The organism is Pseudomonas sp. GD04015, assembly GCF_029837675.1.
GTDB lineage: Bacteria > Pseudomonadota > Gammaproteobacteria > Pseudomonadales > Pseudomonadaceae > Aquipseudomonas > Aquipseudomonas paralcaligenes.
In genome coordinates, this window is sequence record NZ_JAOEEE010000008.1 from 64,059 (window position 1) to 81,501 (window position 17,443).

Here is a 17,443-nt window from a genome sequence, read left to right on the forward strand (position 1 = left end):
AAGCGGCCATGGAGACCATGGGCTTGAGTGCGCGACTGGACGCCTTGCTGAGCGAATCGCTGGAATCCATACGGGATCGCCAGTCGCATACCCTGGAGCGACTGATCGGCGGGCTGGATCGTCCGTTCGTGCTTTTTGGCGCAAGCCACCTGGGGCGCAAGACCCAGTCGGTGCTCAAGCAGATGGGCTTCGTCCCCGAGGCGTTCATCGACAACAACCCGGCGGCGTGGGGCACCCTGATCGATTCCATCCCGGTGATGAGCCCGGCGCAGCTGGCCGAGCGGAGCGACGGCCCGCTGCCGGCGGTCATCTGCACGATCTGGAGCGGCCACATCACCGACCGCATGACGGAGCGGCTCGAGCCGCTGAGGGCGCTGGGTTTCGACCGTATCGCCCTGTTCGGCCATCTGGCCTGGCGTCATCCCGAGCACTTCCTGCCGCACTATTCCCTGGACCTGCCGGAGAAGGTGGTGGCCGAGGCCGAGCAGGTCCGCCGTGCGTTCACCCTGCTGGGCGACGACGCGTCGCGGCAGCTGTTCGTGGACCATGTCGAGTGGCGGCTGTCGCTCGACCACGATCTGTTGCCGCCGGCATCGCCCCTGGCGATCTACTTCGATGGGCACTTCAGCAGCGACCGCACCGACGAAGTTCTCTACGACATCGGCGCGTTCAATGGCGATTCGGTCGCGGAATACCTGGAGAGCGGCCGGGGCTACCGGGAAATCCATTCGTTCGAGCCTTCGCCCGCCAACTATGCCGATCTGCGCGATAACCTGGAAAAGCTCGGCGGCGAAGCGCGGGGCCTGCATGCCTACCCGCTCGCCATCGGCGACAGCAACGGGGAAATCCTCATCGAGGACAGCAGTGGCGCCGCCAGTCGGGTAGGGCGTGGCAGCGAGCGCGTACGGATCACCACCATCGACGACCTGAGCGCGCAGATCGCGCCGGCGACCTTCATCAAGATCGATATCGAAGGGTTCGAGCCGCAGTGCCTGGCGGGCGGGCGGCGCCTGATCGCCGAGCGGCATCCGGTGATCGCGGTGTGCGTCTACCACGAGCAGAACCACCTGTGGAGCGTGCTGCTGCAGTTGCACGACTACCACCCCGACTACCACTTCACCCTCTGCCCGCACCTGGCCGAGGGTTGGGACCTGGTCCTCTACGCCGTACCTGCCGCGCGTCTTCCCCAGCAGCCTCTTGCCGAGTAGTCACCCCATGCGTGTTGCCGATTACATCTTCGAGTTCATCGCCAACCAGGGCATCGGCCATGTGTTCTTCCTGCCCGGTGGCGGGGCCATGCACCTCAACAACGCCCTGTATCGCCAGCCGCGCCTGACGGCGGTGAGCATGCTGCACGAGCAGGGCGCGGCGATTGCCGCCGAAGGCTACGCACGCACGTCCGGGCGCTTCGGCGTCTGCCTGGTCACGTCGGGGCCGGGGGCCACCAACGCCATCACCGGCCTGGCCGGCGCCTGGTTCGAATCGACCCCCGCGCTGTTCATCTCCGGGCAGGTGAAGCGTGCCGACCTCAAGGGCGACAGCGGCCTGCGCCAGCTCGGTACCCAGGAGCTGGACATCGTCAGCGTGGTCGGCCCGCTGACCAAGTACGCCGTCTGCCTGCTCGACCCCCAGCGCGTGCGCTATGAGCTGGAGAAGGCTCTGCATCTGATGCTCGGCGGGCGCAAGGGGCCGGTCTGGCTCGATGTGCCGCTGGACGTGCAGGCCACCGAGATCGACCCGGCGCAGCTGCAGGGCTACGTGCCGGAGGCTGGCGAGCAGCCGGCCCCTGTCGACGAGCAGGCGCTGGCGCGCCTGGTGCAGCGCCTGCGCGAGGCGCAACGGCCGGTGCTGCTGGTCGGCAACGGCATCCATGCGGCCGGAGGGGAGCAGCAGACGCGCGAGCTGATCGAGGCGCTCGGCATCCCCACCCAGACCACCTGGATCGGTGCGGACCTGCTGGAGTACGACCATCCCCTCTATGCGGGCCGCTGCGGTACCGTGGCCCAGCGCGGGGCCAACTTCACCGTGCAGAACGCCGACCTGGTGCTCGCCATCGGCTGCCGCATGGACTTCTCCATCACCGGTTTCGACCGCAGCCAGTTCGCCCGCGCGGCGGAGATCGTGGTGGTGGACATCGACCCGGCGGAGATCGCCAAGCTGGGCGACATGCCCGACGAGCGCTTCGTGTGCGATGCCCGGCTTTTCGTCGAGCGGCTGCGCGAGGCCATGGGCACGGATCGGCTGGACTGCCAGGCGTGGCGCGAGCGTTGCGCGGCCTGGAAGGCGGCCTATCCGGTGGTCCTGCCCGAGTACCGCCAGGCCGGCGAATACGTCAACACCTATGTGTTCACCGAGGCGCTGTCGGAAGCGCTGGCCGAGGGGGACCAGATCATTCCCGGCAGTTCCGGGGCGGCGCTGGATACCTTCTGGCTGTCCGTGCGCCTCAAGCGCGGCCAGCGCGCGGTGGCCACCGGCGGGCTGGGCTCGATGGGCTACGGCCTGCCGGCCTCCATCGGCGGCTGCCTGGGCAGCGGCAGCCGGCGAACCGTGTCGGTGGATGGCGATGGCGGCTTCGTCATGAACATACAGGAGCTCGAAGTGGTGCGCCGGTTGGGCCTGCCGATCAAGTACTTCGTGCTGAACAACAATGGCTATGCCTCGATCCGCGCGTCCCAGGGCGGGTACTTCAAGCAGACCATCGGCTGCGACCCCACCTCGGGCCTCACCTTGCCGAACATTCCGGCGTTGGCGGCGGCCTTCGGCCTGCCGGTCCTGCGCATCGACGGCAGCAGCGATCTGAAGGCGGGAATCGAGGAGGCGCTGGCGCTGGAAGGCCCGGTGGTGTGCGAGGTCATGGTCCAGCCCGACCAGGCCATCGGCCCGCGCGTCACCTCGAAGATCGGCCAGAATGGCGCGATGGTCTCCAGCCCGCTGGAGGACCTCTTCCCGTTCCTTGATCGCGATGAGCTGCGCGCCAACATGCTCGTTCCGCTGGTGGGGGAATGACATGGGCGACTATCTGAATCGCTATGCCGACGCCGGCCTCTACACCATGCAGGGCCGTCTGGGTGCGCCGGAAGACGGCCGCTTCCAGTCCTTCCCCCGGCAAGGCTGGCGCCTGGAGATCGAGAGGGCGGCGCAGGCGGGCCTGCGTGGTATCGAGTGGATCTACGACCTCTACGGCGAGGGCGCGAACCCGCTCGAGAGCGACGCCGGTCGGAGCGAGTTGCGCGACCTGCTGGCGAAACACCGGGTCTCGGTGGTTTCCATCTGCGCCGACTATTTCATGGACCGCCCGCTGCTGCGCTGCACCGCAGCCGAGAATGCCGAGCTGCTGCGGCGCATGGAGTGGCTGCTGGGCATCTGCCCGGAGATGGGTGTGGGGCGCGTCGTGCTGCCGTTCGTGGATGCGTCGAGCATCCGCAGCGACGAGGAATTCGAGCAGGTGGTCGCCAACCTGCGGGAGGTCCTGCCGCACGCCGAGCGCCATGCCGTCGAGCTGCACCTGGAGACCGACCTCGCCCCCGAGGCGTTCCGCGCACTGTTGCTGCGCCTCGACCATCCCCTGATCAAGGTCAACTACGACGCCGGCAACAGCGCCTCGCTGGGTTACCAGCCGGCGCAGGAGTTCGCCGCCTATGGCGAGCGTATCGGCAGCTTCCATATCAAGGATCGCCGCCGTGGGGGCAGCACCGTGCCGCTCGGCCAGGGCGATACCGATTTCCGCAGCCTGCGCGAGCTGCTGATCCAGTACGGATATGCGGGCGACTTCGTCCTGCAGGTGGCCCGCGGTGAACCCGGTGACGAACCCGCCTGGCTCGCCGGCATGGCGCGCTTCGCCGAGGATTGGCTAAGAGGTCGCGCACTCTGCGACGAGAAGAGAGAGATATCTTGAAGATTCTTTTCTGTGGGCTCGGCGGGATCGGCCAGCGCCATCTGCGCAACTTGCGCGAGTTGCTTGGCGATGACCTTCGGGTCCACGCCTATCGTGTACGCGGCCAGCGCATCAAGCTGCGCGACAACCTGACGATCGACGAGGGCGCCGACCTCGAGCGGGACTATCGGATTCAGGTTCACCACGATCTGGCGGCAGCTCTGGCGCAGCGGCCGGACGCCGTGTTCGTCTGCAACCCCAACGCGCTGCATGTGCCGGTGGCCCTCGAATGCGTTCGCGCCGGCGTCCCCGTGTTCATGGAGAAGCCCCTGGCCAGCGATCTGGCGGGGGTGGCCGAGCTGCTGGCCGAGGTGAAGGCGCGCAAGCTGCTGTTCCATGTCGGCTACAACTTCCGCTTCCATCCCGGGTTGCAGCGCCTCAAGGCACTGGTCGAGGCAGGCTTCTTCGGCCGCCTGCTCAGCGTGCGCTCGGAAATCGGCGAGTACCTGCCCAACTGGCACCGCTACGAGGACTACCGGCAGATGTATGCCGCGCGGGCCGACCAGGGCGGCGGGGTGATCCTGTCGCAGATCCATGAGATGGACCTGATCTACTGGCTCTTCGGCCTGCCGCGCAGCATCGTCACCCATGGCGGCCAGCTCAGTGGCCTGGAGGTAGACGTCGAGGATACGGCTTCGTCGCTGATGCGCAGCGACGGGCCCGGCGGCAGCTTCCCCATCCTGCTGCATCAGGATTTTCTCCAGCGCCCGCCGGTCCGCACCCTGAAGATCGTCGGTGACGCCGGTTTCGCCGAGATCGATCTGCTGGCCAATCGCCTGCGCATCCACGATGCCCAGGGCGAACTTTGCGAACAGGACGACTTCCCGGGGTTCGTGCGCAACGACATGTTCCTGGCCCAGGCCAGGCATTTTCTCGATTGCCTCGCCCAAGGCACCCGGCCAGTGGTCGATCTGCAGGATGGTCTGCAGAGCCTGCGCCTGGCGCTGGCAGCCTTGCGCTCGCTGCGCGAGGGCCGGGAAGTATTGCTGAGCGAGGTGGATATCCATGGCTAGTACGGAAAGCCTGTTCCGGCTGGACGGCCGGGTTGCGGTCATCACCGGCGGCGCCGGTCTGCTCGGCTACCAGCATGCCGCGACCATCGCCGGCCTCGGTGGCGTGCCCGTGCTGCTCGACATCAATGGCGATGGCCTCGCGGGCAACGCAGCCCGGCTGGCCGGGGAGACCGGCTGCGAAGCCTTGACGCTGGTGGCCGACATCACCGACCTGGGTGCACTGGAGTGCGCCTTCGAGCAACTGATGGCGCGCCATGGCCGGGTGGACATCCTGATCAACAACGCCGCGCGTAACCCCAAGGTGGAGAGCGCCGGCGACAAGGACTTCTCCCGCCTGGAGAACTTCCCCTGGGAGCAGTGGCGGCTGGACCTGGATGTGGGGCTCGGCGGTGCCTTCAACTGCGCCAAGGTGTTCGGCGCTCAGATGGCCCGGCAGGGCGCCGGGGTGATCGTCAATATCGCCTCCGACCTCGGCGTGATCGCCCCGGACCAGCGCCTCTACCGGGTCGAGGGGCGGGAGCCCGAGCGGCAGCCGGTCAAGCCGGTGACCTATTCGGTGGTCAAGCACGGGCTGATCGGCCTGACCAAGTACCTGGCGACCTACTGGTGCGAGCAGGGCGTACGCTGCAATGCGCTTTCTCCAGGCGGGGTCTACGCGGGGCAGAACGATGTCTTCGTGAGCAAGCTGACCCAACTGATCCCGCTCGGTCGCATGGCCGACGCCGACGAGTACCGGGGGGCGATCGCCTTCCTCTGCTCGGATGCCTCCTCATATATGAACGGCGCGAATCTGGTCGTCGACGGGGGACGCAGCACATGGTGAATCGCGAACTGATCGCCCGGCAGTGCATCTGCTGTGGCGGCGACCGCCTGGACAAGTCGTCCGCGGTGCTGATGCCCTTCGTCGCCCACCGGGTGTTCGGCCACGAGCCGGTGGAGATCAAGGCGGAGTGGGGGCTGCGCGACCTGCGTTCGGGCATGGCCTATACCCTGTGCAATTCGCTGCAGTGCCAGGATTGTGGCGCGTTGTTCCTCGACTACCGCTTCACCGACGAGCAGATGAGCGCGCTCTATCGGAACTACCGCGACGAGGCCTACAACTCCGAGCGCATCAGCTACGAGCCGGGCTACACCGCGGTGGTCGCGCACTACGAACAGCGCGCGGACTACCTCGCCGAGGTCGAGGCCTGGCTCGCGCCGCACCTGCCCGAGGCCCCGGCGGTGCTGGACTGGGGCGGTGATACCGGGATCAACAGCCCGTTCCGCGAGCGCAACCGCCTGCTGCACATCCATGACATTTCCGGCGTGGACCTGGTGCCGGGCGCGTGTCGTGTCGATGTCGAGCAGATCGGTCGCCAGGCATACGACCTGGTGGCGTGCAGCCAGGTGCTCGAGCACGTGCCGTGTCCACTGGAGCTGGTCCGCCAGATGCTGCCGGCCATGGGGCCGCAGACGCTGCTCTATCTCGAGGTCCCGCACGAGGCGCTGGTGCGCGAGCACCCGGACAGCAAGTGCCTGGCGCCGTTGAAGCACCACTGGCACGAGCACGTCAACTTCTACAACGAAACGGCGCTGCGCCGGCTGCTGGAGCGGCTCGGGCTGCAGGTGGTGGACAGCCTTCACCTCCCGGTGGACATCGGCTGGACGCGGAGCGAGGTGCTGGGCGTGCTGGCGAGGAAGGCCTGACATGGGGTTGCCAATGGACGAACCGGCCAAGCGCCATCCCGTCATCACCGAGGACATGGAGGCGCTCTTTGCCCTGGGCGAGGACTGGCGGCGCTTCGCTGGCAAGCATGTGGTCATCGCGGGCTCCACGGGCTTCCTGGCCGCCTACCTAGTGGAGTTCTTCGCCTGGCTGAGCGAGCGCTGGCCGGAGTCGCCGGTGCATATCCATGCGCTGGCGCGGCATCGGGAAAAGCTGGCGCAGCGTTTTCCCCACCTGATGGGACAGCCGTGGTTCTTCCCGGTGATCCAGGATGTGTGCGACCCCCTTCCCGGGCTGGAGCGGGCCGACTACATCGTGCACGGGGCCAGCTCCGGCAGCCCCAAGTACTACCTGCGGGACCCGGTCGGCACCGCCAGGGCCAACGTGGTGGGCACCCTGAACCTGCTGGAGCTGGCCAGGCGTACCGGAGCGCGCCTGCTGTTCATGAGCAGCGGCGCCGTCTATGGCAATGGCGACAGCAAGGAGTCGATCGGCGAGACCGACTTCGGCACGCTGGACCCGCTCGATCCCTCCGCCTGCTATGGCGAAGGCAAGCGCATGGGCGAGACGCTCTGTGCTGATTACCACCGGCAATACGGGGTGGAGACGGTCATCTCGCGCATCTCGCACACCTACGGCCCCGGCGTCGCGCTGGATGACGGGCGTTCGTTCGCCGATTTCGTGGCGGATGTGCTGGCCGGGCGCGACATCGTGCTGAACAGCGATGGCAGCAGCAGCCGTCCCTTCTGCTACGTGGCCGACGCCACCGCGGCCTTCCTGATCCTGCTGCTGCGGGGTGAGGCGGGGCAGGCCTACAACGTGGGCATGGATCAGGAAATGACCATCCTCGAATTGGCGGAGCTGGTGGCGAGGTTGTCCCCCCATCCGAACATCCAGGTGCGGCGCCCGCCACCCAGCCCCGGCCGGAAGGTCGAGTTCCGCTCCAGCGGTCATTTCAACCTGGCCAGGATGGAGCGCCTGGGCTGGCGTCCCGGCATCCTGCCCGAGGCGGGGTTCCAGAGAACCTTGCGCTACTTCCTCCCTTTCTGAACAAAAGGTTCCGCCATGAACGGCAAGACGCAGAACGACCTGCTTGCGGCAAGGCAAAAATTCCTCTCGGGCGAAACCACCAAGCTCGAGTACGTGGAGGAGATCAACCAGCGTCACGCGGGCCTGTTCGACTATCCGGCGTTCATCGCCGGCACGGACGTCGGCGCTATCCGCATCACTGCGGAAGGGGTGACGGTCAGTTCCCTCGCGCATGGCATCTCGATGTTCGTCGATCCGGTGGACCTGCACGCCACGCCGTATGCCCTGCTGGGCTTCGGCAGCTACGAGAACAGCGAGACCGCGTTCCTCAAGTCGGTCTTCCGCGACGGCGACGTGTTCTTCGACATCGGCGCCAATCTGGGCTGGTACTCGCTGGTCCTCGGCAAGCAGTGCCCCGGGGCGAGCATCTATGCCTTCGAGCCCATCCCGAGCACGGTGGCGGTGCTCGAGCGTAACGTCGGGCTGAATCGGCTCGACAATGTCGAGGCCGTTCGCATGGGCGTCTTCAACAAGGAAGACGAGTTGAGCTTCATCTTCGTCGAGGACGTTTCGGGCGCGACCTCGCTGAAGCTGGCCGGCCAATCCAGGGGGCGCGCGCCGATCCAGGAGGTCAGGTGCAAGACCACGACCCTCGATGCGTTCTGCGCGAGCAACGGCAAGGTACCGACCCTGATCAAGGTCGATGTCGAGGGCGCGGAGCTGATGGTCTTCCAGGGCGGCGAGGAAACGCTGGCGCATACGCCCATCATCCTCGTGGAGCTGCTGCGCAAGTGGTCGCGGGAGTTCGGATACCATCCCAACGATGTGTTCGAGGCCCTGGCGAAGCACGGCTACGGGGCGTGGATGTTCGCCGAAGACAATGCCGAGGCGTTGATACCCTGCCCGGCGGTCACCGAAGAAACCGTGCAGACCAACTTCGTCTTCCTGCATCCGCAGAAACACGCCGACGTCATCCGCCGTTGGCAAGCGGTTTGAAGGGATCGCCCGCCGACATGCGCAACGGTCCATTTCATTGATTGGTCATGAGCGGCCCGACCGGGTGTCCCGCGAGATCCGCGGACACGGCTCGAAGGCCCGAGGTACAGGCTATGCGTAAACTCCTCTCCACGCGCCCGCAGCCGTATTACATCTATGCGCCGAACTACCGGCGCAGTTCGTCCGGCATCCGCGTGATGCACATGCTCTGCGATGCCCTCATCCGCTCGGGGTACGAGGCCTATGTGACGGCCAGGGTGCTCAGCGACGAATTCATGACCCCGCTGCTGACCGAGGAGGTCATCGACGCGCACCGCGCCCAGGGCCTGGAGCCCATCGTGGTGTACCCGGAAGTGATCGACGGCAACCCCCTGAAGGGCGGCGTGGTCGTGCGCTACATCCTGAACCGGCCGGGTTTCATCGAGGGCAGCGGCGCGTTCGGTGAGGACGACATCCTGTATGCCTATTCGCGGGACCTGCTGATGCCCGGCATCCCGGATGACCGGGTGATGCTCCTGCCGCCGTTCGACCTGGGCGTGTTCCGCCTGCCGGACGATCCCGGCAAGCGGGTGCCGGGCAAGGTCTGCTTCTACCGGGGGCGGCGCGGCGAGCTGCATATCGATCCGTCGCTGCTGCCGCCCGATGCGGTGGAGATCACGCCCCACTGGCCGTCCTCCTGGGAAGACATGGCCGATCTCTTCCAGCAGTGCGAAATCTTCTATTGCGGCGGCTCCTCCGCGCTGGGCACGGAAGCGGTGCTCTGCGGCTGCCTCTGCGTGGTGATCGTGGAGGAGGGCGCTCCCAGGATCGGCGTGTACGAGACCCAGAGCCACGGCGCCGCCTGGGGCACCGCGCCGGAGGAACTCGAACGGGCGCGGCGAACCCTTCCCCTGGCGCGCGACAACTGGCTGAGGCTGGAGAAGGAATTCTGGCCGGCGCTGGATCATTTCGTCGAGGTGACCCAGGAGGCCGCCCGGGAGCGGCGTGGCAACGCCGGTCGATACCAGCTGCAGGAATGGCTGGCGGAGCGGGTGCCGACCAAGCGCCAGAGCGCCCTGATCAGCCAGCGCCTGGAGCAGCAGGCCGGTCCCAGCTTCGGGCTGCTGGTCGTCGACCAGACGGGCGCCACGGAGCGCCTGATGGCGACCATCAAGAGCCTCAGCCTGGAGCAGAGCCTCTATGCCTCGACGCGCATCCTCGCCTTCACCACCGCCGAGGTGCCGAAGACCTCGATAGAGGACAAGCTGCATTTCATTCGCATCGAACCGGGCAGCCTCGTCGCACAGATCAACGCGGCGGTCGCCGCCTCGACATTCGACTGGCTGATGCTGGTGGAGGCCGGCGAGGAGTTCACCCCAAGCGGGCTGATGAGGGTGGCCCTCGAACTGATGGACGCGCCCGATTGCCGCGCGCTCTATGGCGACGAGCTGCAGCGCATCGGCAAGGGCAACCTGGGCGCTGCGCTGCGCCCGGCGTTCAACCTCGACATGCTGCTCAGCTTCCCGGCCGCCATGGCCCGTCACTGGCTGTTCCGGCGCGACCTGTTCCTGGCCAGCGGCGGTTTCGACGCCGCCTGCGACGGTGCGCTGGAGCTGGACCTGCTGCTGCGTCTGATCGAACAGGACGGCATCGTCGGCCTGGGGCACGTGCCCGAGCCGCTGCTCACCGGCAACGCCCCCCGGCTGCAGGACAACCCGGCCGAGCAGACGGCCATCCAGCGCCACCTGCAGGCCCGGGGCTATGCCGATGCGCATGTCGGTTCGGCGATGCCGGGTCGCTACCTCATCGACTATGGCCATCCGCAGCAGCCCTCGGTCTCCATCGTGCTTGCCCTGCACGATCACCTCGAGACGCTGCAGCGCTGCGTCGACAGCCTGCTGGAGAAGACCCGCTACGGCCACTACGAACTCCTGATCGTCGACACCGCCGGCAGCAGCGAGGCCGGCCGTGCCTGGCTGGCCGGCGTGGAGGCGCTGGGCGACGCCAAGGTTCGCGTGTTGCGCTATCCGCACCCCTACAACGCCTCGGCTGTCGCCAACCTGGGGGCGGCGGCAGCGCGTGGCGAGTACCTGCTGTTGCTCGACAGCGATACCGTGGTGGTGCGCGAGGACTGGCTGGAACACCTGCTCAACCATGCACAGCGGCCCGAGGTCGGCGTGGTGGGTGGGCGTTTGCTCCATCCCGATGGCAAGGTCCACGGCGCCGGCCTGATCCTGGGCCTGAATGGCCCGGCGGCGCCGGCGTTCGCCGACGAGCCGATGGAGGCCGCCGGGTATATGCAGCGCCTGCAGCTCGACCAGGACTTCAGCGCCGTCTCCGCAGCCTGCCTGATGATCCGGCGTTCGTTGTTCGACGAAGTCGGCGGCATGGACGAGGCGGCGTTCCAGACCGCCTTCCATGATGTCGACCTGTGTCTCAAGGTGCGTGAGGCGGGCTATCTGACCGTCTGGACGCCCCATGCGGTGCTGGTGGGCGAGGGTGGTCGCAACTACCCGCAACTGCTGGAGGCGCGCCGCCAGCGCGAGGTCCTGGAACAGGATGCGCTGTACGCGCGCTGGTTGCCGCAACTGGCGAACGACCCTGCGTACAACCGCTGCCTGTCGCTCAGCGGCAAGGGATTCGAGCTGGAGATGGACAGCAATCTCAGCTGGAGGCCGTTGTCCTGGCGACCGTTGCCCGTCGTGCTGGCCCACCAGGCCGACCCCTGGGGCTGTGGCAACTACCGGATCATCAAGCCGTTCGCCGCGATGAAGGAGGCCGGCCTGGTGGACGGCATGCTGTCCGAGGGGCTGCTGCAGGTGGTCGACCTGGAACGCTACAACCCGGACAGCATCGTGCTGCAGCGGCAGATCGGCGACGAGCGCCTGGAGGCGATGCGCCGGATCAAGGCGTTCTCCCGGGCGTTCAAGGTCTACGAGCTGGATGACTATCTGCCCAACCTGCCGATGAAGAGCGTGCACCGCGAGCACATGCCCAGAGACATCCTCAAGTCGCTGCGGCGTGGCCTCGGCTTCGTCGATCGCTTCGTGGTGTCGACCCAGCCACTGGCGGATGCTTTCGCCGGGCTGCACGACGATATCCGCGTGGTCGAGAACCGCTTGCCGGTTGGTTGGTGGGGCGGTCTGCACGGCGCCCGCCGCCAGGGTCGGAAGCCGCGTGTGGGCTGGGCCGGTGGCGCCAGCCATACCGGCGACCTGGAGTTGGTACTGGACGTGGTGCGGGAGCTGGCGGAGGAGGTGGAGTGGGTTTTCTTCGGCATGTGCCCGGAAAAGCTGCAGCCCTATGTCAAGGAAATCCATGCCGGTGTCGATATAGATCGTTACCCGGCTGCTCTGGCTGCCCTCAACCTGGATCTCGCCATCGCGCCGGTGGAGCAGAACCTGTTCAACGAGTGCAAGAGCAACCTGCGTCTGCTCGAGTACGGCGCCTGCGGATTCCCCGTGGTGTGCAGCGACCTGGTGTGCTACCAGGGCGATCTGCCGGTGACTCGGGTGAAGAACCGCTTCAGGGACTGGGTCGACGCCATCCGCATGCATATCCATGACCTGGATGCGGCGGCGCTGGCGGGGGACGAACTGCGCCGGCAGGTGATGAAGCACTGGATGCTGGACGGCGACAACCTGGCGCAATGGCGTGCTGCCTGGCTGCCGGACTGATCGAAAGGGCGCCGGCGAGGGGTATGGGCCTCGCCGGTCAGGCGTCAAATTTCCGTGTCATGTTTTCTTGTCAGTGCTAAGCCCTTGTTGGCACAGGTGGAAAGAAAACACACGACAATCCTCGAAAAAAAAACTAAAGCTCCCGCCACCAACGCCGATACAAACCATGAATGCGATCTCTCTGGGCGTCTGAGCATGCAGGCCCTTGGCTCGCAAGCTCAGACAAACGGTTCTAAGGTCATCTGGAGGCAATACCATGGCCCTTACAGTCAACACTAACGTTGCGTCCCTCAACACCCAACGTAACCTCAACTCCTCGTCCAAGGGTCTGGATACTTCCCTCCAGCGCCTGTCCACCGGCTTCCGCATCAACAGCGCGAAGGACGACGCCGCCGGCCTGCAGATCTCCAACCGTCTGACCAGCCAGATCACCGGCCTGGGCGTTGCCACCCGCAACTCCAACGACGGTATCTCCCTGGCGCAGACCGCTGAAGGTGCACTGCAGCAGTCCACCGGCATCCTGCAGCGTATGCGTGACCTGGCTCTGCAATCGGCCAACGGCTCGAACGGCGCTACCGAACGTGCTGCCCTGCAGTCCGAAGTTTCCCAGCTGCAACAAGAGCTGAACCGTATTTCCGATACCACCAGCTTCGGTGGCCGCAAAATCCTCGACGGCTCTTTCGGCTCCCAGAGCTTCCAGGTCGGCGCCAACGCCTACGAGACCATCAACGTCTCCATCGGCTCCGCCGCCACTGACCGTATCGGTATCAACCGCGTCACCACTTCCGGTGGTGCAGCCGGCACCATCGCCAGCGGCGCCAGCGGTGCGGCTGCCTACGGTACTTCGGCCTACTCCGATACTTCCTTCGACATCTCGTCGAAGTTCACCACCGGCGCTTCCGGTGGCGTAGTGACCATCACTGGCCCGGCCAGCGGTGCCGCCGCGAGCGAAGTCGCCCGCGCCGTCAACGCCAAGAGCGATGAGACCGGTGTGACCGCCAACGCCCGTACCGTTGCCGAACTCGGCACCGTCTCGGCCAGCGGCACCATCTCCTTCGAACTGTATGGCGCCAACAGCACCACTTCGGATACCGACAAGTCCGTGATCTCCGCTGTGATCACCGACACCAAGGATCTGGGCGCTCTGGCCGACGCGATCAACAAGGAAACCGGTAAAACCGGCATCTCCGCGATCTCCAAAGGCGACAAGATCGAACTGGTCAGCTCCCGCGGCGACGCCATCGCCATCAAGAACTACCAGGGCGGCAGCGGTGCCACCGCTACTCTGCAGGCGAAGAACTTCGCAGGCGACGAGAACGTGGGTGGTACTCAGTCCATCGCAGCCGGTGCCGGTGCCCGTGCAGACGGGCAGGTACAGCTGGAAGCGGCCGATGCCTTCGAAGTTCGCGGCATGAGCGCAGGCCTGGGTGCCGACAAGTTCAGTACCCTGGACTCGGTGAAGGACATCGACATCAGCACCGCCGGTGGCGCTCAGAAGGCTCTGGGTATCATCAACGGCGCGATCTCCAACATCGACAGCCAGCGTGCTCAGCTCGGTGCCGTGCAGAACCGCTTCGAGAACACCATCTCGAACCTGCAGAACATCGCTGAGAACTCCTCTGCCGCCCGTAGCCGGATTCGTGACACCGACTTCGCTGCCGAAACCTCGGAACTGACCAAGAATCAGATCCTGCAGCAAGCCGGTACCGCGATCCTGGCCCAGGCCAACCAGCTGCCGCAGGCTGTACTCAGCCTCCTCGGCTAAGGTAAGGGGTATTAGGTAGACTGCGGGGGAAAGGCCAGGCCTTTCCCCCGCTTCCTCATTGTGAGGTGAATGCAATGGACGTCAGCTCAATTCAGAATGCACTCAGTCCTGCTGCCCCCGGCGGCTCGAAAGTCGAGCGCTCGCCTGCTGGTGGCCCGGCTTCCGAGAAGGCCGTGACCGGCGAGCGGGCTTCGTCCCAGGCTGCCGAGGAAGAGTCGACCGCGGTCACCCGCGAAGACGTGGAAGCGGCTGTCGCGACCATCCAGGATTTCGTTCAGTCGGTTCGCCGCAACATCAACTTCTCTCTGGAAGAGGGTAGCGGTCGCGTGGTGGTCAAAGTGACCGACCAGGGCTCCGGCGATCTGATCCGACAAATTCCCTCCGAAGAAGCGCTGCAACTGGCGGAGAATCTTTCGGAAGTCAGGAGTCTGTTATTCAAAGCCGAAGCCTGACGCGATTGGCACGGCTTTTGACTCTCTAACGGTCTATAGACGTTAAGAAGTCATTATTTTGGCGAGGTGAACCATGGCTGGGATATTGGGTGTAGGTAGCAACCTTCCTATCGACACGATCGTTAAGGCACTTGTCGACGCCGAGAAGGCGCCCAAGACCAACCAGCTGGATCGACTGGAGTCGCAGACCACCGCGCGTCTGTCGGCCCTGGGTTCCCTCAAGAATGCCCTGAGCACCTTCAAGACGGCCGTCGATGGCCTCAACAAGGCTTCGTTGTTCGAGGGGCGTACCGCCTCGAGTTCCAACAGCAGCCTGCTCAAGGTAACCGCCAACACCACGGCGCCCGCCGGTGTGTATGACGTTCAGATCAAGCAACTGGCAACGAGCAGCAAGGTTGCGCTGCAATCGGTGTCGGGTGGCAATACCGCGACGTTCAACAGCGGGAGCATGAAGATTTCCGCCGGCTCCACCAGCATCAACGTGAATGTCGACTCCACCAACAACACCCTTGCCGGCATGCGCGACGCGATCAACGAAGCCGGCAAGGACAGCGGCATCAGCGCCACCATCATCTCCGACTCTTCGGGCTCCCGCCTGGTGCTCAGCTCGACCAAGTCGGGCGAGGGCAACGATATCAAGGTCGAGGTGAGCGAAGACGGGTTGACCTCCGGCGACAACGCGCTGACCACCCAGAACTTCGAGGCTGCGGACAATCCGGATTCGCCCGGCACCTTCCTTCCTCCCAGCTCCAGCACCGGCGCGGGTGGCGTGATCAACACCGCCAAGTCGGCGAAGCTGACCATCGACGGTCTGGAGCTGGTCCGCGATTCCAACACCGTGACCGATGCGATCGAGGGCGTGACCCTCAACCTGGCAGGCGCGCAATCCGCCACCGACCTGGCCGACGGCAAGAGCGTCACGGTCACCGTCGGAGTCGACAAGGCCGGGATCAAGAGCAGCGTGCAGAAATTCGTCGAGGCCTACAACGCCTTGATCAAGACCACGTCCGAGCTGACCGCCGTCGTCGACATGGGCGAGGACAAGAAGCCGGTGGCCGCCACCCTGGTGGGCGATTCGACGGTGCGCAACGTGATCGCGGGCATACGCAACGAAATGGTGGCGATGACCGGCGAGGGCAACATCAAGGCCCTGGCGAACCTCGGCATCAGCACCACCTTCGTGCCGAAGACCAGTGGCGGTTCGGGCATCAGCGGGACGCTGGTCATCGACGATGCCAAGCTCACCGCGGCGATCGACGGCAATTTCAGTGAAGTCGGCAGCTATCTCACGGGCGACGCCGGCCTCATGGGCCGCCTGAGCAAGTCGGTCGACGGCTACATCAAGACGGGCGGTGTGATCCAGCAGCGTGAAACCGGGCTGCAGAGCACCCACACCAGCATCGATGAGCAGCGTGCCGCACTGAATCTGCGGATCGAGAAGATGCAGACACGCCTGGTCGCCCAGTACACGGCGCTGGATACCCTGGTCGCCAACCTGACGCGTACCAGCGAGGCGCTGGGCACCCAGCTCGCCAGTCTTCCGGGCTTCGTGAAGAAGGATAAGTAAGCGATGAGCAAGAAACCCATCGATACCTACAAGCAGGTCAAGACCGCCCAGGAAGTCAGTCCCTATCGCGCCGTGCAGATGCTGCTCGACGGCGCGCTGGAGCGCGTCCTCCTGGCCCGCCAGGCGCTGCTGGAAGGCGATACCGAGATCCGCGGCCTGGCGGTCGGCAGCACCATCACCATCCTCGGCGTCCTCCAGGGCAGCCTGGACAAGGAACTCGGCGGTGAGATCGCCGAGAACCTCGATGCGCTGTACGATTACATGACCCGGCGTCTGGCCGGCGTCGCGCTTGACGACACGCCGCGCAGCCTCGACGAGGTGCAGCAGCTGCTGACCCAGCTGAAGTCCGCCTGGGATGGCATCGGCCCGGAAGTGGAGCCCGCTGTCGGAGCGCAATGACGCGATTTGCTTCACCCGGCCCTAAAGATGAGGGCCGCGTTGCCGATACAAATCATGTATGCAGGCAATGTTCAGTGGAGCAATCATGAACGCGATGGCGGCCCTCCGGCAGTATCAAACCGTCAATACCCAGTCCCAGATCGGCGACGCCAGTCCGCATCGACTGATCCAGATGCTCATGGAAGGCGGCATGTCCCGCCTGGCCCAGGCCAGGGGCGCCATGCAGCATGGTCAGCAGGCCATGAAAGGCGAGATGATCGGCAAGGCTATTGGTATCATCGGCGGCCTGCGCGAGAGCCTGGACCTGCAGCAGGGCGGCGAAGTCGCCGCCAACCTGGACCGTCTCTACGAATACATGGTCGCTCGCCTGGTGGAAGCCAATATCGGCAACGACGTCGAGATGATCGACGAAGTGGCGGGTCTGTTGCGCAATGTGAAGTCCGGCTGGGATGCCATCGGCCATTGAGTGAAGGGGAAGTACCATGAGTTCATCCGTCCAGCTTCTCGAAGCCACCGGCAACGCATTGCGCGATGCGCTCGCGCGCCGGGACTGGACTGCCATTGGCGAACTTGACGCACAGTGCCGTCAGGCCGTCGATGAGGCCATGGTCGAGGCCGTGCGTGACGAGGAGCTCCTGCGCGAGCGCATGCAGACCCTGCTCGATCTCTACCGCGAACTGGTGACCACCTGCCAGGCCGAGCAGCGCCGGCTGGCGAGCGAGCTGGTCCAGCTCAACCAGTCCCAGCAGGGTGCCAAGGTCTACCAGCTGTTCACCTGATCGCACCTCCTTCCCGCGTCACATTTCCCAGCATCCGCAAGCCCTTGTGGGTGCCTTCGGGAATCTCGGAAAAAACTACGCCATAAAATTGACTCTTGCCTGGTTTTTGACTTTACTAGTGGCCAATTGCTCTTGGCGCTGTGCTTCC

Annotated in this window: 15 protein-coding genes; all 15 read left to right on the top strand. The window is 65.4% G+C overall.

Going from position 1 to position 17,443, the window contains the following annotated elements:
• The first annotated feature begins 8 nt into the window (after positions 1 to 8).
• The 15 genes from N7640_RS09285 to fliT all read left to right on the top strand — a co-directional run bounded on the left by N7640_RS09285 (position 9) and on the right by fliT (position 17,295).
• Complete coding sequence (locus N7640_RS09285; protein WP_279902265.1) at positions 9 to 1,208, top strand: FkbM family methyltransferase; 1,200 nt, start codon at positions 9 to 11, stop codon at positions 1,206 to 1,208.
• 7 nt (positions 1,209 to 1,215) lie between these two features.
• Positions 1,216 to 3,006, top strand: coding sequence for a thiamine pyrophosphate-binding protein (locus N7640_RS09290; protein ID WP_279902264.1), 1,791 nt, complete (start codon positions 1,216 to 1,218; stop codon positions 3,004 to 3,006).
• Between the two features lies 1 nt (position 3,007).
• Positions 3,008 to 3,895, top strand: coding sequence for a sugar phosphate isomerase/epimerase (locus N7640_RS09295; protein WP_279902263.1), 888 nt, complete (start codon positions 3,008 to 3,010; stop codon positions 3,893 to 3,895).
• A complete protein-coding gene (locus N7640_RS09300; protein ID WP_279902262.1) occupies positions 3,892 to 4,947 on the top strand; it encodes a Gfo/Idh/MocA family oxidoreductase in 1,056 nt (351 codons plus the stop codon). Before N7640_RS09295 ends, N7640_RS09300 begins: the two co-directional genes overlap by 4 nt.
• Positions 4,940 to 5,770 (top strand): SDR family oxidoreductase, encoded by an 831-nt coding sequence (locus N7640_RS09305; protein WP_279902261.1) that lies wholly within the window; start codon positions 4,940 to 4,942, stop codon positions 5,768 to 5,770. Before N7640_RS09300 ends, N7640_RS09305 begins: the two co-directional genes overlap by 8 nt.
• A complete protein-coding gene (locus N7640_RS09310; RefSeq protein ID WP_279902260.1) occupies positions 5,764 to 6,633 on the top strand; it encodes a methyltransferase domain-containing protein in 870 nt (289 codons plus the stop codon). Before N7640_RS09305 ends, N7640_RS09310 begins: the two co-directional genes overlap by 7 nt.
• Position 6,634: 1 nt before the next feature.
• Complete coding sequence (locus N7640_RS09315) at positions 6,635 to 7,702, top strand: NAD-dependent epimerase/dehydratase family protein (protein WP_279902259.1); 1,068 nt, start codon at positions 6,635 to 6,637, stop codon at positions 7,700 to 7,702.
• A gap of 15 nt (positions 7,703 to 7,717) precedes the next feature.
• Positions 7,718 to 8,677, top strand: coding sequence for an FkbM family methyltransferase (locus tag N7640_RS09320; protein WP_279902258.1), 960 nt, complete (start codon positions 7,718 to 7,720; stop codon positions 8,675 to 8,677).
• A gap of 113 nt (positions 8,678 to 8,790) precedes the next feature.
• Entirely contained in the window at positions 8,791 to 12,333 is a 3,543-nt protein-coding gene (locus N7640_RS09325; RefSeq protein WP_279902257.1) for a glycosyltransferase, read from the top strand.
• Between the two features lie 256 nt (positions 12,334 to 12,589).
• Positions 12,590 to 14,098 (top strand): flagellin, encoded by a 1,509-nt coding sequence (locus N7640_RS09330; protein ID WP_220813417.1) that lies wholly within the window; start codon positions 12,590 to 12,592, stop codon positions 14,096 to 14,098.
• A 74-nt stretch (positions 14,099 to 14,172) separates the two neighbouring features.
• Positions 14,173 to 14,550, top strand: coding sequence for a flagellar protein FlaG (locus N7640_RS09335; RefSeq protein WP_220813416.1), 378 nt, complete (start codon positions 14,173 to 14,175; stop codon positions 14,548 to 14,550).
• Between the two features lie 73 nt (positions 14,551 to 14,623).
• Positions 14,624 to 16,117 carry a flagellar filament capping protein FliD gene (fliD, locus tag N7640_RS09340; RefSeq protein WP_279902256.1) on the top strand — a complete coding sequence of 498 codons (1,494 nt, stop codon included), beginning with the start codon at positions 14,624 to 14,626 and terminating at the stop codon, positions 16,115 to 16,117.
• A gap of 3 nt (positions 16,118 to 16,120) precedes the next feature.
• Positions 16,121 to 16,516: a flagellar export chaperone FliS gene (gene fliS / locus N7640_RS09345; protein ID WP_279902255.1), complete on the top strand. Its 396-nt coding sequence runs from the start codon at positions 16,121 to 16,123 to the stop codon at positions 16,514 to 16,516.
• Positions 16,517 to 16,601: 85 nt separating this feature from the next.
• Positions 16,602 to 16,982, top strand: coding sequence for a flagellar export chaperone FliS (gene fliS, locus N7640_RS09350; RefSeq protein WP_220813413.1), 381 nt, complete (start codon positions 16,602 to 16,604; stop codon positions 16,980 to 16,982).
• Positions 16,983 to 16,998: 16 nt separating this feature from the next.
• Positions 16,999 to 17,295, top strand: coding sequence for a flagellar protein FliT (gene fliT / locus N7640_RS09355; RefSeq protein ID WP_279902254.1), 297 nt, complete (start codon positions 16,999 to 17,001; stop codon positions 17,293 to 17,295).
• Positions 17,296 to 17,443 lie beyond the last annotated feature (148 nt).

Excerpts from the sequence above, each read along its gene's own strand:
- N7640_RS09285 (WP_279902265.1), top strand. The coding sequence starts at position 9 with ATGGAGACCATGGGCTTGAGTGCGCGACTGGACGCCTTGCTGAGCGAA.
- N7640_RS09290 (WP_279902264.1), top strand. The coding sequence starts at position 1,216 with ATGCGTGTTGCCGATTACATCTTCGAGTTCATCGCCAACCAGGGCATC.
- N7640_RS09295 (WP_279902263.1), top strand. The coding sequence starts at position 3,008 with ATGGGCGACTATCTGAATCGCTATGCCGACGCCGGCCTCTACACCATG.
- N7640_RS09305 (WP_279902261.1), top strand. The coding sequence starts at position 4,940 with ATGGCTAGTACGGAAAGCCTGTTCCGGCTGGACGGCCGGGTTGCGGTC.
- N7640_RS09310 (WP_279902260.1), top strand. The coding sequence starts at position 5,764 with ATGGTGAATCGCGAACTGATCGCCCGGCAGTGCATCTGCTGTGGCGGC.
- N7640_RS09315 (WP_279902259.1), top strand. The coding sequence starts at position 6,635 with ATGGGGTTGCCAATGGACGAACCGGCCAAGCGCCATCCCGTCATCACC.
- N7640_RS09320 (WP_279902258.1), top strand. The coding sequence starts at position 7,718 with ATGAACGGCAAGACGCAGAACGACCTGCTTGCGGCAAGGCAAAAATTC.
- N7640_RS09325 (WP_279902257.1), top strand. The coding sequence starts at position 8,791 with ATGCGTAAACTCCTCTCCACGCGCCCGCAGCCGTATTACATCTATGCG.
- N7640_RS09330 (WP_220813417.1), top strand. The coding sequence starts at position 12,590 with ATGGCCCTTACAGTCAACACTAACGTTGCGTCCCTCAACACCCAACGT.
- N7640_RS09335 (WP_220813416.1), top strand. The coding sequence starts at position 14,173 with ATGGACGTCAGCTCAATTCAGAATGCACTCAGTCCTGCTGCCCCCGGC.
- fliD (WP_279902256.1), top strand. The coding sequence starts at position 14,624 with ATGGCTGGGATATTGGGTGTAGGTAGCAACCTTCCTATCGACACGATC.
- fliS (WP_279902255.1), top strand. The coding sequence starts at position 16,121 with ATGAGCAAGAAACCCATCGATACCTACAAGCAGGTCAAGACCGCCCAG.
- fliS (WP_220813413.1), top strand. The coding sequence starts at position 16,602 with ATGAACGCGATGGCGGCCCTCCGGCAGTATCAAACCGTCAATACCCAG.
- fliT (WP_279902254.1), top strand. The coding sequence starts at position 16,999 with ATGAGTTCATCCGTCCAGCTTCTCGAAGCCACCGGCAACGCATTGCGC.